Raw genomic sequence first — 14,180 nt, forward strand, 5'->3', positions numbered from 1 at the left:
GCGGTTGGGGTGTGGACGGATGGACAGACAAACCCTATTTTACCGCGTTTTAGCGCAAAGGTGCCGCAGGCTACACTCCACTCTTGAACACTGAACACCTGCTCCCCTTCTTTTACATGCCTCATCGGGCGCGTACACTATCTGAAGCGGAACAGCCCGCACCCCTTTTCCGCGGAATCACGCGGGCACGGAATAACACCGCACGTAGAGGCGCAATAGTAAGGATAAGAAAACATGGATCTGCTCGGTTCACTTTCACAGGACGCACAACCCGAGTACGCCAAGTGCTCCCGCAAGGGTTGCCAGCAGGCGGCAGAATTTCAGCTGCTCTGGAACAACCCGAAGGTGCATACCCCCGAGCGTCGCAAGATTTGGTTGGCGTGCTCCGAGCATGTGGGCTGGCTGGAGAACTACCTGCGCGAGCGTGAGTTCTGGAAGCAGACTCTTCCGTTTGAAGGGTAGTGCCATCGAGAGGTGATGTCGCTTGAGGTGACGCCGTTTGAGGGATAACCCCGTCTATCGAAAGTAATTTCGATATATGCTATATTTGTTCTAATTAGTTCGAGTGAACATCCCGACACCCGGGCAACCACACTCGCAGGGCAATCACACTCGCTGAGCATTCGCATTCAAGGAGGCACCTCCCCATGATGGGCTATTCGCACACCGTCAGCGCCGCAGCTGGCTGGCTAGTGCTCGTCGAGACGGGAGTAGTGCAGGTTCCCGATACCCCCACCCTCATCGTGACCACCCTGGCGTGCGCCGGTGCGGGCATGCTACCGGATATTGACCACCACAACGGCAGTATCGCCAACTCCATTCCGCCCATTTCACGCTGGGTAGCACGCATTGTCGGGGCAGTCAGCGGCGGACACCGTAAGGGAACACACTCCATTCTGGGCTTGGTTGCCTTCTGGGCGATCGCCTATTTCAGTGCCAACCTGAGCTACAACGGAATCCCCTGGGCTTCACTACTTCTTGCCGCATTCTCGGGCGGTCTAGCCTTGCGCGTGCTCGGCGCACCGGGTGGATGGATCGGTGCCGTCGCCCTCGGGTACGCCGCCTACACGACTGATTCACTGGCGCTGCTCCCCTGGGCTATTTCGGTCGGCGCCACCATCCACCTGATTGGCGACCTGCTGACAACCCGCGGGCTGCTGCCCCTCTACCCCATTGTTATCAAACCCCTGGTGGCATCCCCCCTATGGAAAAAGAGCGGCTACATGGCGCTGCCGATCCTGGGTGATGCCGGCAGTGTACGCGAGAAGGCACTCGTTCTAGCACTGACCGGGTACGTCGCCTGGTACGCGGCAGCCATGATGGGCTTTACCGAATACCCTCTGCAAATGTTCGGACTGGGTATTCACGCCGCATAACGTGCCGCATAACTAAATTCTCACCGAGGACAGCAAAGCGCCCCGTCACTTCCCTACGGAAGCGGCGGGGCGCTTTTCTAATCCTTATCCCGACCTATCGGGGTGAGAGATTAAGCGTCCTGGATGGGCCAGAAGACGTCAACCTCAACGTTCTCTTCACCGGAGGTGGGGTACTTCTCGAACTCAGTGTTGTGCATTGGTAGTTCTCCTTCGTGAGCGGGCGGGAATCTCTTCTCCCCCGCGCTAGCTCACCATCGGTAGTGAGCCCTAATGTTTCGCGTTTGCGTCCTCGCAGTGGCGGGAACAGTTACAAGTCTACGCCCCATGCATGTTGTGTTTCTACCATTTTTCCCACAATGTATGTAGAGACACATGAAAAATTCAAAAAGCCCACACAGACCCCCTGAAATATCGCCCGAGAGCTTTTCTTTCTCGCAGAAAAACCCACAAGGCAACATTATTTCCCGTCAAATACGCCGCGAGTTTGGTGTGTCAGAACCCACAAGTCACATGCACGGGAATGCAATTACACCACATATGATCAGAAAACAATACAACCCCACAGGTCAGGTCACATTTTTCCGCACTATTCACGAGAAAAATACCGACAATATCTCCGCAACACATTTTCAGAACACAAAAATACGCCACGAACAATAAAACAACGCGCAATACATACAAAAAGGCCCCGATGCCACACAGCACCGGAGCCTCCCCCATGCTTATATGCCAGCAAATAGTGCTCTACGCCAGCGAAATAAGATCCTGGTATTCCTTCGACCACAGGTCCTCCACCGCATCCGGCAGAAGCAGCACACGCTCGGGGTCCAGCGCCTCCACGGCGCCCTCATCGTGAGAAACCATCACGATTGCACCCTGGTACGCCTTCAACGCGTTCAGAATCTCCTCACGCGAGGCGGGGTCCAGGTTGTTGGTCGGCTCATCGAGCAGCAGCACGTTTGCACTCGATGCCACCAGGGTCGCCAGGGACAGACGGGTCTTCTCGCCGCCGGAAAGCACACCGGCAGGCTTATCCACGTCATCACCGGAGAACAGGAACGAACCCAAAATCGTACGCACACGGGTGTCATCCAGATCCGGGGCGGCAGACTTCATATTCTCAAAGACGGTGCGGTCGCCATCAAGAATTTCGTGTTCCTGCGCGAAATAACCCAGCTTCGCGCCGTGACCGTACACGACTTCACCCGTATCAGGCTCGGTGGAACCAGCCAGCATGCGCAGCAGAGTGGTCTTACCGGCACCGTTCAGACCCAGCACCACCACGCGCGAACCGCGGTCAATCGCCAAATCAACGTCCGTGAAAATCTCCAGAGAGCCATAGGACTTCGACAGGCCCTGGGCAGAGAGCGGAGTCTTACCGCACGGCGCCGGATCCGGGAAGCGAATCGCCGCAACCTTATCGCTTTGACGCTCATCCTCCAGACCGCGCAGAAGCTTCTCAGCACGCTTAATCATCTGCTGAGCAGCAACAGCCTTCGTCGCCTTCGCGCGCATCTTATTCGCCTGCTCCATCAGAGCATTCGCCTTCTTCTGCGCATTCGCACGCTCACGCTTGCGGCGGTGCTCATCCTGCTCACGCTGAGTCAGGTAGTTCTTCCAGCCCATGTTGTACTGGTCAATCACGCAGCGGTTCGCGTCCAGGTAGAAGACGCGGTTGACCACCAGCTCCATCAGGTCGACGTCGTGGCTAATGACCATCAGGCCGCCCGAGAAGTTCTTCAAGAAGTCACGCAGCCACATAATCGAGTCGGCATCCAGGTGGTTGGTCGGCTCGTCCAACAGCATGGTGTCCGCATTCGAGAAGAGAATACGCGCCAGCTCCACGCGGCGACGCTGACCACCCGACAGAGTAGACAGCGGCTGGGCAAGCACACGCTCCGGCAGGTCCAGGTTGGAGGTGATGACCGCCGCCTCCGACTCAGCCGCGTAGCCGCCACCGGCAATGAACTCAGCCTCAAGACGGTCGTAGCGGCGCATACCCTTAGCGCGCACCGCCGGGTCCTCACTCGCCATATCGTCCTGCGCCTGACGCATCTTGCGCGCCACGCCGTCCAGGCCACGCGCCGAAAGGATACGGTCACGCGCCAGCTGGCTCATGTCATCCACCTTCGGGTCCTGCGGAAGGTAGCCGATAGTACCGCTGCGGGTCACCGTACCGTCAGCGGGCAGGGTCAGACCGGCAAGCACCTTAGTCATAGTGGTCTTACCGGCACCGTTGCGGCCCACCAGACCGATCTTGTCACCCTTATCGATGCGGAAGGTGACCTCTTCCATGAGCAGGCGCGCACCTGCACGCAATTCGAGGTTCTGTACAGCAATCATGGGTGCCTTTCCGGATGGCGGTCTGGTGTGTGGGTTGATAGTGCTCGGTGGGCGGGATTTGCCGGGTTAGAAACGGCGAGCGCGCAGAGCACCTCATCAATTTTAGTGCAGGCGTGCCAAGTGCGCATATGGGGCACCTTTTGTTTTCATGGTGTGCGGTGTACGATACATACCGAACACTATTCGTAGAACATTGTTCAAAAATTGGGTTGTGACAAGCAGTCAACCACCGCTACCCTCAACTCTGTAGAAAAATCTGCAGAGCAATACGTACCAAAGGAGTACCACCCCAATGACCGATTCCGTGCGCGAATCAGCCCAGGAACCCCAGGCAACTCAGGCACCGCGCCGTAACGTAGCGGCAAAGACCTCCCTCGCCACCGATCTCTCCCTCATCGCAGTGTTCGCGGGCTTCATCGCCGCGCTCGCCATCATGCCCGCCGTCAGCTTGGGCGGCGTTGCGGTTCCCTTCACCTTCCAGACCCTCGGCATTTACATCACCGCACAGGTGCTCGGCGGCAAGCGTGCCACCGCCTCCGTAGCGCTGTACCTGCTGGTTGGTTTCGCTGGCCTGCCCATCTTCGCTAAGGGCGGCGCCGGTTTGGGTACGCTCGCCTCCCCGAGTGCCGGCTACCTGCTCGGCTTCCTGCCCTTCGCCGCTATTGCCGGTACCCTCGCCTACCTGTTCACCCGCAACACCCGTTCGGTTGGTGCGACCTTCCTCATGGCTCTGGTCGCGAACTTCTGCGGTTTTGTGGTTCTGACCGCCTGCGGTATCGCCGGTATGATGGTGAACGCCCACATGACTTTTGACGCCGCGTTCAGCGCGGCAATGGTATTCGTTCCCTGGGATCTGGTGAAGTCCACGATCGCGGTTCTGGTTGGTCTGTCGGTACGCCGCGCCTTCCCGTCCCTGGCTTCTGCCCAGCGTTAAAGGCACACGATGTGCCACACGAGAGGATAGCTATGTTTTTTCGCCGCTCCACGCGCCAGCCTGCACCGCAGCAGGTGCAGGGCGAGCAGGCGGTGAGCGCCTCTACCAGCATGCCCGCCCTTGAGCTTGAATCGGTGAGTGTTTTCACCGAGCTGCCCGAAGGCGGGCATCGCCGTATCCTCAAGGATGTGAGCCTGCAGTTCACGGCGAAGCGCACCGCGGTGCTGGGTCTGAACGGTAGCGGCAAGTCCACCCTACTGGGGCTTTTCAATGGGCTCACCCACCCGGATGAAGGTATTGTGCGCGTGAACGGTGTCGACACCATGGAGGCACCGAGCCGCGACTCGAAGGGTGCGAGTTCTCGCGCTGGTTCACAGGGCGCTTTTGAGGGTGTGGGCATGCTCTTCGCCCAACCGGAGGCGCAGCTGATTATGCCCACCGTTGCGGAAGATATTGACTTGAGCCTGCGCCGTGCCGCCGCCGTTGAAGGTAGCACCCTCAGCGGTGAGCAGCGCCTCGAACGGATTCGTGAACTGCTCCGCGAGCGCGGCCTTGAGCACCTTGAAAACCAGAGCGTTTTCACCCTCTCAGGAGGCGAAAAGCAGCTGGTCGCTCTCACCAGTGTGCTGGCGGCGCGCCCGCAGATTCTTCTGCTCGATGAGCCGACCACCCTGCTGGATTTGCGCAATCGCGCGCGGCTACTCAAGCATTTGGAGTCGCTGGATCAGATGCTGGTGCTCAGTACGCACGACCTGGATTTGGCGGCGTCCTGCGATGAAGCCGTGATTATTCATGACGGGCGCCTGCTCGCTCAGGGGGATGCGGGGCAGCTGGTACAGCAGTACCGCACGTGGTGTGCCGAGGGGTTCCCGAACGAGGGTGCGACCGAAGGTCTGGATTCGGCAGGAGGCGCGCATGGGCGCTAACACGCCGCGCGTGAATCCTCGCCCCGCCGGCCAGGGCTCGGATTTCAATCCCGGTACTCTGCTGGTGGGTTTCTATCAGCCGTTGAACACGCCGGTGCATCGGGCGCCGCTGTGGCTCAAGGGTACGCTCTTCTTTGGGTTGTTTCTGCTGTTGGCGGTGACCGGCTGGCAGGTGGCGCTGGTGGCTTTGGTCGCCTCCACTCTGTGCGCTCTATGGGCTGGCGTGCCTGCCTCCCAGCTGTGGCTGGTGGTTCGCGCGTTGTCTCTGCTACTACTGATTATGGTCGCCTATTACGTGTTGACGGCCCAGTACGCCTCCGGCGCGGATGCTATCGCGACTATGCTGACGGCTTTTTATGCGTCCCGCGCTCTGCTGGTGAGCACTCCCCTGCCGGTTCTGATTGACGGCTTTGTGAGGCTGTGTTCGCCGTTGCGTTTCGTGGGTCTTTCTCCCGAGCGTCTGGGTCTGCTGATTGCGTTGATGGTCCGGTCGATTCCGGCGCTCATGGATCGTTGGGGTGCGTTGCGCAGGGCGGCGGTGGCGCGTAACCTGCCCAAGCGCATGTATTGGCGGCTGCTGATTCCGTGGGTGGTGCAGGCGGTTGATTACGCGACGGCGACCGCTCGTGCTTTGCGGGCGCGGCACGTGGACGAACTGAAATAGCGCAGACACGCGAGAGGGGCGGGGTGAACCTTGTAGGTTCATCCCGCCCCTTCGCTTTAATCGCCCAGCTAGGCTGGTTTAGGGCGTTTCAATGAGGAGCGCCGCCGGGAGCTGCTCCCACCACAGGTACCAGTCGTGCTGACCGTAGAGCGCCTCCACGAGCTTGTCGAAGCCGCGGTAGACGCGCACCGGCATCGCCGAGGAAACCATCGTGTGCTCGACCGCCAGAATCTCGGCGTCGCGGCGGGTCGTGACCGGTACCGGCGTGTAGAACTCGATAAAGTCTGAGGCGATAACAGCCGGGTAGGCGTCATCGCGTTCAAACCAGTAGCGGGCAATGGACAGCATCGCCTCGGGGCTGGGGCTGGAATCCCAGCCGCCGAAGGGCAGGTAGGCGAACACCCCGGATACATCCCGCAGCGGCAGGTCCATAATCAGCAGTTCCGCGGCGCTGTCGATGTCGGTGGTTTTGACCTTCTCATTGATGATGCCGGCGGTCAGTTCGAAGGGGTACTCCGCCTTCAGCGGCATGCCGATATCGTCTTCACCGAGTTCGCCGTTTTCCATGAGACGGCGGTAGGTTTGCAGGTAGGCGCTCTCGTTCAGCTGTCGGAACGCCTCATGCGCGGCGACTTCTACACCGACCTGGTCCAGGTAATGATGCTGGTCGGTGATGAGCTCGTGTGCGTACCGCTTGACGGTGTCTGCGGTGATGTTCTGCACGGGCGTTGAGGTGCGCAGGGAGACGTTATTCTCAATGGTCCCGAGCAGGGTCGGGTCGAGGGCAACCACGATGGGGGTTGTTCCCCGGTTCTTGCCCTCGTAGAGGTGTTCGAGGTATCGCCGGTTAAGTTCGGCTCGTGGGGCGCCGTGGCGGATTCGCTCGTGTGGGTAGGGATACAAAGCGACGAAGCGCTCGTAGAGCTCTGCCATGGTGTTCTCCGATGTTTGGTTGCCCCCAGTTTATCGCGTATTTTCGCACAAAAATACGGGTTTTTGAAGGTTTTAGCAGGGCACGGAGTGCGAGCATTTTTTCCGTTTGATGAGTGTGTATCGGTGTGTGCTAAACACGCTTAAACTGCCTTAGTGTTGGGCGGTTTGTGCACCGATTTTCGCCAGAAAAAGACAGAAATTTTTTGCCACCATATGAGATTTTGGGCGAGTTACACCGGGCGGCACCAAAGGGGTCGGCGGACACTTTCGTGGAGGTGGCGGGCACCTCCTGAATGCCTGTTACCAACCGCAGATACACGGCAGAAAGGGCACTAAACCCACAATTTCAGAAGGAAAAATACCCTATTTTCTTCTTCGGCGCGTCATATTTGACGTATTAAGGGCGTCTCGGGCGAGTTCTGCCGCCGCCGCGTAGTTACTGGAGTAAAGTGTTGGTACCAGCTACCACCCGTGCCGCGTTGGTGCGGACAACGTCGCTGGGACCATCAACTCGCAGGAGTTCAAACCAACGGAGGTTCTCATGTCGAATAACTACTACAAAGAGATGGTTCGCCTGGCAGACAGCATCGCTGATAAGGCGCATGAGGGGCAGACTGACCGTAACGGCTGGCCCTATATCTCCCACCCCCGCCGTGTAGCTCTTGGGGCACGTAAGCTTGTGTCTGAGTTGGCTGCCGCAACTCACCCTGATACCTCTTTGGAAGAGCTGAAGGCTGAAGTGCAGATCGTGGCACTGTTGCATGACACGGTGGAGGATACCGGCGTTTCTCTCGCTTTCTTGGCGCGTCACTTCTCGACGCGTATTGTGGATGCGATTGAGGCCTTGACCCGCCGCCCGGGTGAGTCGCGTGAGTCGTATCTGAGCCGGGTGCGTGTGAATGATTTGGCTCGTCTGGTGAAGCTTGCCGATATTGCGGATAATACTGACCCGCAGCGTTTGGCGCTTCTGGAGGAACCGACTCGTACCTGCCTCATGATCAAGTATGAACACTCGCTGAAGCTGCTACACCTGAACGACTAGGTTCAGCGCTAACCGAAAATAGAAGCCGCCCGGTATGGATTGTGTTCCATGCCGGGCGGCTTCTATGAATCATCTATTGAATTAGCTCAGGTGAGAGACTGCGTAATCAGCTTCTTCCTCGGTGAAACCTTCAACGGAAGAAGTCAGCTGAGAACGGATTGCTTCAGGAGACATGTTCATCGTCTTCTGGTAGCTCTTTGCGCTCTCCAGGGCATTTGCGTTCCAGTCAGCCTTCATATTGTCCACAGCATACTGAGCAGCTTCAGGAGTGAACTTTTCGAATTCACTGGTGAGCTGGTCGTAGATACGCTGCTTGGACATGTGCATGGTGCGAGAATAAGACTCCGCCTTCTTCAAAGCAGACTTATATTCAGTGGGAACGCTGTTATCATTCTGCTTTGCGTTGGATTCCGCCCCAGCTACGGGAGAGGATTCAGTACCAGTTTTCTGAGAAGCCTCAGTAGTAGCAGCAGAAGAATCAGCAGCTGCAGAAGATGAAGAAGCGCTCGCACTCGTAGACTTGCTGGAGCCGCCGCCCATCATCGAAGCGCAACCGCCAAGAAGAACAAGAATAACGAGAGTGATAAACCACCAACGGAGGTAGAAAGGCTTCTTCTTAACGTAGACAGAACCGTCAGCGGCAATAATCTTTTGTGCCATGATTTCCTTTCGGCATCCTCAAGCAGCCATTGCATAAGGAGCCTAAATATGATGTGAGTGTATGATTCACAAGGAAATATACTTGACCCCCCCATTGTCAAAGTGGCAAAAATTGGCGTTGCTCAGAACAAGCATCCACTGCTCACATATCTGATATCGCACAAAAATACCCGCCCGGTGCCGAAGGCATACACCTTCCGCACCGGGCGGGTACCTTATCTGCGAGTCAGGAGCTTAGATGTTGAAGCCCAGCGCGCGCATCATATCGCGGCCGTCCTCAGTAATACGCTCCGGGCCCCACGGCGGCATCCAAACCCAGTTCACACGCCAAGAATCAACCAGGTTCTCCAGGTTGCTCTGAACCTGCTCCTCAATAACCTCCTGCAGCGGGCACGCCGCGGTGGTCAGAGTCAGGTCCAGAATGAGGGTTCCATCCTCATCCCAGCGCAGACCGTAGAGCAGACCAAGGTCAACAATATTGACGCCGAGCTCCGGGTCAATGACCTCCTTGAGGGCTTCCTCAATTTCTTCCTGAGGAACACGAACCTGCACAGTCTCAGTCATAGTTCTATCTTTCTATCAGAATCCGATAAGGAGAAGAAGCTTACTTCTTACCCACGTAAGAAACGTAGCCCTCTTCTTCCAGGCGGTCAGCCAGCTCGGGGCCGCCCTGGTCAACCATCTTGCCGTCCACGAACACGTGCACGAACTGCGGCTTGATGTAGCGCAGAATGCGGGTGTAGTGGGTAATCAGCATGACGCCCATGTCGTTAGCCTCGTGCGCACGGTTCACGCCCTCAGACACAATCTTCAGTGCGTCAACGTCCAGACCGGAGTCGGTCTCGTCCAGGATGCCGAACTTGGGCTTGAGCAGCTCCAGCTGAAGAATCTCGTGGCGCTTCTTCTCACCACCGGAGAAGCCCTCGTTCACGTTACGTGCGATGAAGTCGGGGTCAATCTCCAGGTTCTTCATGGCTTCCTTAACGTCCTTGGTCCAGGTACGCAGGGAGGGAGCCTTGCCGTCCACAGCGGTCTTAGCAGAACGCAGGAAGTTGGACATGGTCACACCGGGAATCTCAACCGGGTACTGCATAGCCAGGAACAGGCCTGCGCGTGCACGCTCGTCCACGCTCATCTCGGTGATGTCCTCACCGTCGAGCAGGATCTGACCGGAATCAACCTGGTACTTGGGGTGGCCAGCAATGGTGGAAGCCAGAGTGGACTTACCGGAACCGTTCGGGCCCATGATTGCGTGAATCTCGCCCGAGTTGATGGTCAGGTTAACGCCCTTCAGGATGGGCTTGGTGGTTTCGTCGTCGAGGATAACCGAGACGTGAAGGTCCTTGATTTCAAGAGTAGACATTGATTTCTCCTGGTAAAGCTTAGTTGTTGCTGAGGGCGAGCTCTGCCTCAAGGGCCTCGGTGAGCTGCTCTTCAAGTTCGGGGACACGGATCTGCTGAATGATCTCATTCAGGAAGCCGCGCACGACCAGACGGCGTGCCTCAGCCTCCGGAATACCGCGAGCCTGCAGGTACCACAGGTGCTGCTCATCGAGCTGGCCGGTGGTGGATGCGTGGCCGGCGCCCTCAATCAGGCCGGTCTCAATCTCCAGGTTCGGCACGGAGTCAGCGCGGGGGCCAACTTCCAGCAGCAGGTTACGGTTCAGCTCGTAGGTGTCGGTGCCTTCTGCATCCTTACCAATCAGAACGTCACCAACCCATACGGAGTGCGCACCCTTACCCTGCAGCGCGCCCTTGTAGGTCACGCGGGACTTGCAGTTGGGTACGGAGTGGTCCACGAACAGGCGGGACTCAATGTGCTGACCTGCGTCTACGAAGTACAGGCCGTACATTTCAGTCTCAGCGCCGGGAGCGGTGAACTTAGTGGAGGGGGTCACGCGCACCAGGTCGCCGCCGAGGGACACCACAACGTGCTTGAAGCGTGCGTTGCGGCCCAGCTTAGCGTAGTGTGCGGAGGCGTGGATTGCGTCGTCAGCCCACTGCTGCACGGAAACAACGTTCAGCTCAGCCTCGTCGTTCACCACGAACTCAACGTTCTGTGCCAGGACGGTGGAGCCGGTGTGGCGTAGAACCACGACAGCCTTCGAGAAGGGCTTAGCCTCAATCACGATGTGCTGCGCGGCTGCCTCGTTGCCGGTGCCGGTGATGTCGATTTCCACGTGCTCAGCCAGTTCAGCTTCGGCGGGGATGGTCACCACGGTTGCTTCGGTGAAGCTGGACCACGCGTTCGCTGCCACACGGTCCTCGGGGATACCTGCGGAGCCGATGCGTGCATCCTCACGGGAGACGGTCTCAACCTGAACCTGCTCGGGTGCAGTGATCTGCGGTGCCGGTGCGGTGCCGGTCAGCTTCTCCAGGTGCAGGCCACCCAGACGCTTCAGCGGGGTGAAGCGCCAGTCCTCTTCACGACCGGTCAGGGGCGCGAAGTCCTCCACGTTGTAGGAGGTCTTACGCTCTGCACGGGATGCTTCGAGTACCTTCTGGATGTTGTTCGGGTTGGAGCCCTGGTGGTGTGCCTCGGTGGCACGGTACAGGGTGTCATCGTGGGCGAACTCGGTGGCGAGCTTCTCGCCCTCCTGGTCCATGCCGGGGATGATCGGGGAGTGGTAACCCAGGGTTTCTTCGTTGGTCGGCATTAGCCCACAGATCCTTCCATCTGAAGTTCGATCAGGCGGTTCAGTTCGAGTGCGTACTCCATCGGCAGCTCGCGGGCGATAGGCTCAACGAAGCCGCGGACGATCATCGCCATTGCTTCTTCTTCGCTCAGGCCGCGCTGCATCAGGTAGAACAGCTGGTCCTCGGAGACGCGGGAAACGGTCGCCTCGTGACCCATGGTCACATCGTCCTCGCGGACATCCACGTAGGGGTAGGTGTCGGAGCGGGAGATGGTGTCCACCAGCAGTGCGTCACAAACCACGGAAGACTTGGAGTGCTTAGCGCCCTCACGAACCTGAACCAGGCCGCGGTATGCGCTACGGCCACCGTTACGTGCCACGGACTTGGACACAATGGTCGAGGAGGTGTTCGGTGCAATGTGAACCATCTTCGAGCCGGTGTCCTGGTGCTGACCCTCACCTGCGAATGCGATGGACAGGGTCTCACCCTTAGCGTGCTCGCCGACCATGTAAACAGCCGGGTACTTCTGGGTGACCTTGGAGCCGATGTTGCCGTCCACCCATTCCATGGTGGCGCCCTCGTGCGCAACCGCACGCTTGGTCACCAGGTTGTAGACGTTGTTCGACCAGTTCTGGATGGTGGTGTAGCGAACGCGTGCGTTCTTCTTCAGCACAATCTCAACCACTGCGGAGTGCAGGGAGTCGGACTTGTAGATGGGGGCGGTGCAGCCCTCAATGTAGTGAACGTAGGAGCCTTCGTCCGCGATGATCAGGGTGCGTTCGAACTGGCCCATGTTCTCGGTGTTAATGCGGAAGTACGCCTGCAGCGGGATCTCCACGTGGACTCCCGGGGGAACGTACACGAAGGAGCCACCGGACCATACGGCGGTGTTCAGCGCGGAGAACTTGTTGTCACCAATCGGGATGATGGAGCCGAAGTATTCCTTGAACAGTTCGGGGTATTCGCGCAGACCGGTGTCGGTGTCGACGAAGATCACGCCCTGCTGCTCCAGGTCCTCACGGATCTGGTGGTACACGACCTCAGACTCGTACTGTGCAGCCACACCCGCGACGAGGGAGTTACGCTCCGCCTCGGGAATGCCCAGGCGCTCGTAGGTGGTGCGGATGTCCTCGGGCAGTTCCTCCCAAGAGGTCGCCTGACCCTCGGTCGAACGCACGAAGTACTTGATGTTGTCGAAGTCAATTTCGGAAAGATCCGCGCCCCAGGTGGGCATGGGCTTACGCTCGAAGAACTTCAGCGCCTTCAGACGCATGTCCAGCATCCACTGGGGTTCGTTCTTCTTTGCAGAGATGTCGCGCACGACGTTCTCGTCCAGGCCGCGCTTTGCTACCTGGCCTGCTTCGTCGGAGTCTGCCCAACCGTACTCGTAGTTGCCAATGCCCTCGAGTTCGGGGTTCATCTCCAGGATCTCTGAAATGACGGTGTCGTTGGCGTTCTGCCCAACTTTCTCAGTCATTACGGCCTTTCTTCGATGGTTATTACATTTCTCGCCGCCACCTGCCGGTTGCAGGCGCGGTAGTTGAGGGGGCTGATGCCGCACTCAACCACAATGCGTGATGCGGTGTACGTGGTGTGGTTGCGGGCGGGTTTCAGCGTGCGGGTCGCACCCTTGAGGGGGGCATCGGGGTGCGCCGCTGCGTACTGCGGTAAGCGTTACGCGGAAGGTTCTTCTGCGTTCTTCTCGCTCTCGGCGGTGATACGGTTCAGGGGCACGTGCGTGGTACACACGTGAGCACCCGAAGCCATGGTTGAAAGCCTACGGACATCAACGCCGAGCAGGTCAGAAATAATCCCGGTTTCCTGCTCGCAGAACACTTGGAAGTCTCCAGCAAGGTCGCGCACCGGGCAGTGACCCTGACAGAGCTGAATACTTGCAAGGAAATGCTCGGGAACGGTTCGTCCTGCAGGAGGTGCGGTGACCTGAGCGGTCGCCACGAAACCGTCCTTGCTCATTGCCTCTGCGAGCGCCTGCGCTCGGGCTGCCACATCGTCACCGGCGGCTTCTACGACGGGGCGGTAGCGGGCTTCCATGTCTGCGGCGCGGGCGGAGGCGAAAGCTTCGAGGGCTTCCTGGCCGACCGTGTCGCGGAGCATTTGCAGGGCATTGCGGGCAATGATTAGGTAGTCGTTGCCGAGGCGTTCGTGGCCCTGGGGGGCGATCACGTAGCGGCGGGCGGGTCGTCCAGCTCCGGCGCCGTGCTTTTTGATGGGTGCGACCTCGATCATGTTGTTGGATTCGAGGGCGTCGAGGTGGCGGCGTACCGCTGCGGGGGTGAGGCTGAGGAGCTCACCGAGGGTTGCTGCAGATACGGGGCCATTGTTAAGGACTTCGCGTAGGACGCGGTCCCTGGTGCGTTCTTCTGCCTCGGCTTTGCGCTTGGATGTGCGTGCCGCGGAGGACTTTGTACTGGAAGCACCAGTAGAGCCCGAGGCGGCAGTTCGGGTGCCGTTTCGGGTCTGCGCCTCGTTCATTGAGGCGCGCTGAGGGGTCTTATTCACGGAATACACAAATAAAGTATGTCCTAATTAGTTTTTCTTTGGCTAGTTAGGTACCCCTACTTGCTAGCTTTTCTACCTTAAAGCGAACTTTTGGGTCGTAACGAGCGTGCCTTAGACGTGAGTTAGGGCATAAGATGAAGGGGGC

The 14,180-nt window shown here is 58.6% G+C and carries 14 protein-coding genes; 6 read left to right on the plus strand and 8 right to left on the minus strand.

Annotated features, from left to right (window positions below; all coding sequences use genetic code 11):
- The first annotated feature begins 234 nt into the window (after positions 1-234).
- Together HMPREF2710_RS06235 and HMPREF2710_RS06240 are read left to right on the plus strand one after the other, a co-directional pair.
- Positions 235-462, plus strand: coding sequence for a hypothetical protein (locus HMPREF2710_RS06235; RefSeq protein WP_005506080.1), 228 nt, complete (start codon positions 235-237; stop codon positions 460-462).
- A gap of 188 nt (positions 463-650) precedes the next feature.
- A complete protein-coding gene (locus HMPREF2710_RS06240; RefSeq protein WP_246824538.1) occupies positions 651-1,376 on the plus strand; it encodes a metal-dependent hydrolase in 726 nt (241 codons plus the stop codon).
- A gap of 744 nt (positions 1,377-2,120) precedes the next feature.
- On the opposite strand, the gene abc-f is transcribed toward HMPREF2710_RS06240, so the two are convergent.
- Positions 2,121-3,719 (minus strand): ribosomal protection-like ABC-F family protein, encoded by a 1,599-nt coding sequence (gene abc-f / locus HMPREF2710_RS06245; RefSeq protein ID WP_070600167.1) that lies wholly within the window; start codon positions 3,717-3,719, stop codon positions 2,121-2,123.
- 292 nt (positions 3,720-4,011) lie between these two features.
- Here abc-f and HMPREF2710_RS06250 point away from each other — a divergent pair, with 292 nt between their 5' ends.
- From HMPREF2710_RS06250 to HMPREF2710_RS06260, 3 genes are read left to right on the plus strand one after another with little or no spacing between them, the layout of a single operon-like run.
- A complete protein-coding gene (locus HMPREF2710_RS06250) occupies positions 4,012-4,653 on the plus strand; it encodes a biotin transporter BioY (protein WP_049341262.1) in 642 nt (213 codons plus the stop codon).
- 32 nt (positions 4,654-4,685) lie between these two features.
- Complete coding sequence (locus HMPREF2710_RS06255; protein ID WP_070600169.1) at positions 4,686-5,579, plus strand: energy-coupling factor ABC transporter ATP-binding protein; 894 nt, start codon at positions 4,686-4,688, stop codon at positions 5,577-5,579.
- Positions 5,569-6,243 (plus strand): energy-coupling factor transporter transmembrane component T family protein, encoded by a 675-nt coding sequence (locus HMPREF2710_RS06260; protein WP_044150464.1) that lies wholly within the window; start codon positions 5,569-5,571, stop codon positions 6,241-6,243. Before HMPREF2710_RS06255 ends, HMPREF2710_RS06260 begins: the two co-directional genes overlap by 11 nt.
- 78 nt (positions 6,244-6,321) lie before the next feature.
- Here HMPREF2710_RS06260 and HMPREF2710_RS06265 read toward each other — a convergent pair whose 3' ends face one another.
- On the minus strand, positions 6,322-7,176 hold the full coding sequence (locus HMPREF2710_RS06265) for a DUF4253 domain-containing protein (RefSeq protein ID WP_070600172.1): 855 nt from the start codon (positions 7,174-7,176) through the stop codon (positions 6,322-6,324).
- A gap of 541 nt (positions 7,177-7,717) precedes the next feature.
- Between HMPREF2710_RS06265 and HMPREF2710_RS06270 the strand changes: the two genes are divergently transcribed.
- Positions 7,718-8,218, plus strand: a complete 501-nt coding sequence (locus tag HMPREF2710_RS06270) for an HD domain-containing protein (RefSeq protein WP_070600174.1) — start codon at positions 7,718-7,720, stop codon at positions 8,216-8,218.
- 81 nt (positions 8,219-8,299) lie between these two features.
- Here the strand turns inward: HMPREF2710_RS06270 and HMPREF2710_RS06275 are convergent, their stop codons facing one another.
- The 6 genes from HMPREF2710_RS06275 to HMPREF2710_RS06300 all read right to left on the minus strand — a co-directional run bounded on the left by HMPREF2710_RS06275 (position 8,300) and on the right by HMPREF2710_RS06300 (position 14,044).
- Positions 8,300-8,878 (minus strand): Ltp family lipoprotein, encoded by a 579-nt coding sequence (locus HMPREF2710_RS06275; RefSeq protein ID WP_049347590.1) that lies wholly within the window; start codon positions 8,876-8,878, stop codon positions 8,300-8,302.
- A gap of 234 nt (positions 8,879-9,112) precedes the next feature.
- Positions 9,113-9,442: a metal-sulfur cluster assembly factor gene (locus HMPREF2710_RS06280; protein WP_012903572.1), complete on the minus strand. Its 330-nt coding sequence runs from the start codon at positions 9,440-9,442 to the stop codon at positions 9,113-9,115.
- 40 nt (positions 9,443-9,482) lie between these two features.
- On the minus strand, positions 9,483-10,241 hold the full coding sequence (sufC, locus tag HMPREF2710_RS06285; protein ID WP_005509109.1) for a Fe-S cluster assembly ATPase SufC: 759 nt from the start codon (positions 10,239-10,241) through the stop codon (positions 9,483-9,485).
- 19 nt (positions 10,242-10,260) lie between these two features.
- Positions 10,261-11,535, minus strand: coding sequence for a Fe-S cluster assembly protein SufD (sufD, locus tag HMPREF2710_RS06290; protein WP_049337646.1), 1,275 nt, complete (start codon positions 11,533-11,535; stop codon positions 10,261-10,263).
- On the minus strand, positions 11,535-12,992 hold the full coding sequence (gene sufB, locus HMPREF2710_RS06295; RefSeq protein ID WP_049337647.1) for a Fe-S cluster assembly protein SufB: 1,458 nt from the start codon (positions 12,990-12,992) through the stop codon (positions 11,535-11,537). The genes sufD and sufB overlap by 1 nt, the downstream gene beginning before the upstream one ends.
- Before the next feature lie 197 nt (positions 12,993-13,189).
- A complete protein-coding gene (locus tag HMPREF2710_RS06300; protein ID WP_049337648.1) occupies positions 13,190-14,044 on the minus strand; it encodes a helix-turn-helix transcriptional regulator in 855 nt (284 codons plus the stop codon).
- Between the last annotated feature and the right edge of the window lie 136 nt (positions 14,045-14,180).

It is taken from the genome of Rothia sp. HMSC069D01, from assembly GCF_001810135.1.
Lineage (GTDB): Bacteria > Actinomycetota > Actinomycetes > Actinomycetales > Micrococcaceae > Rothia.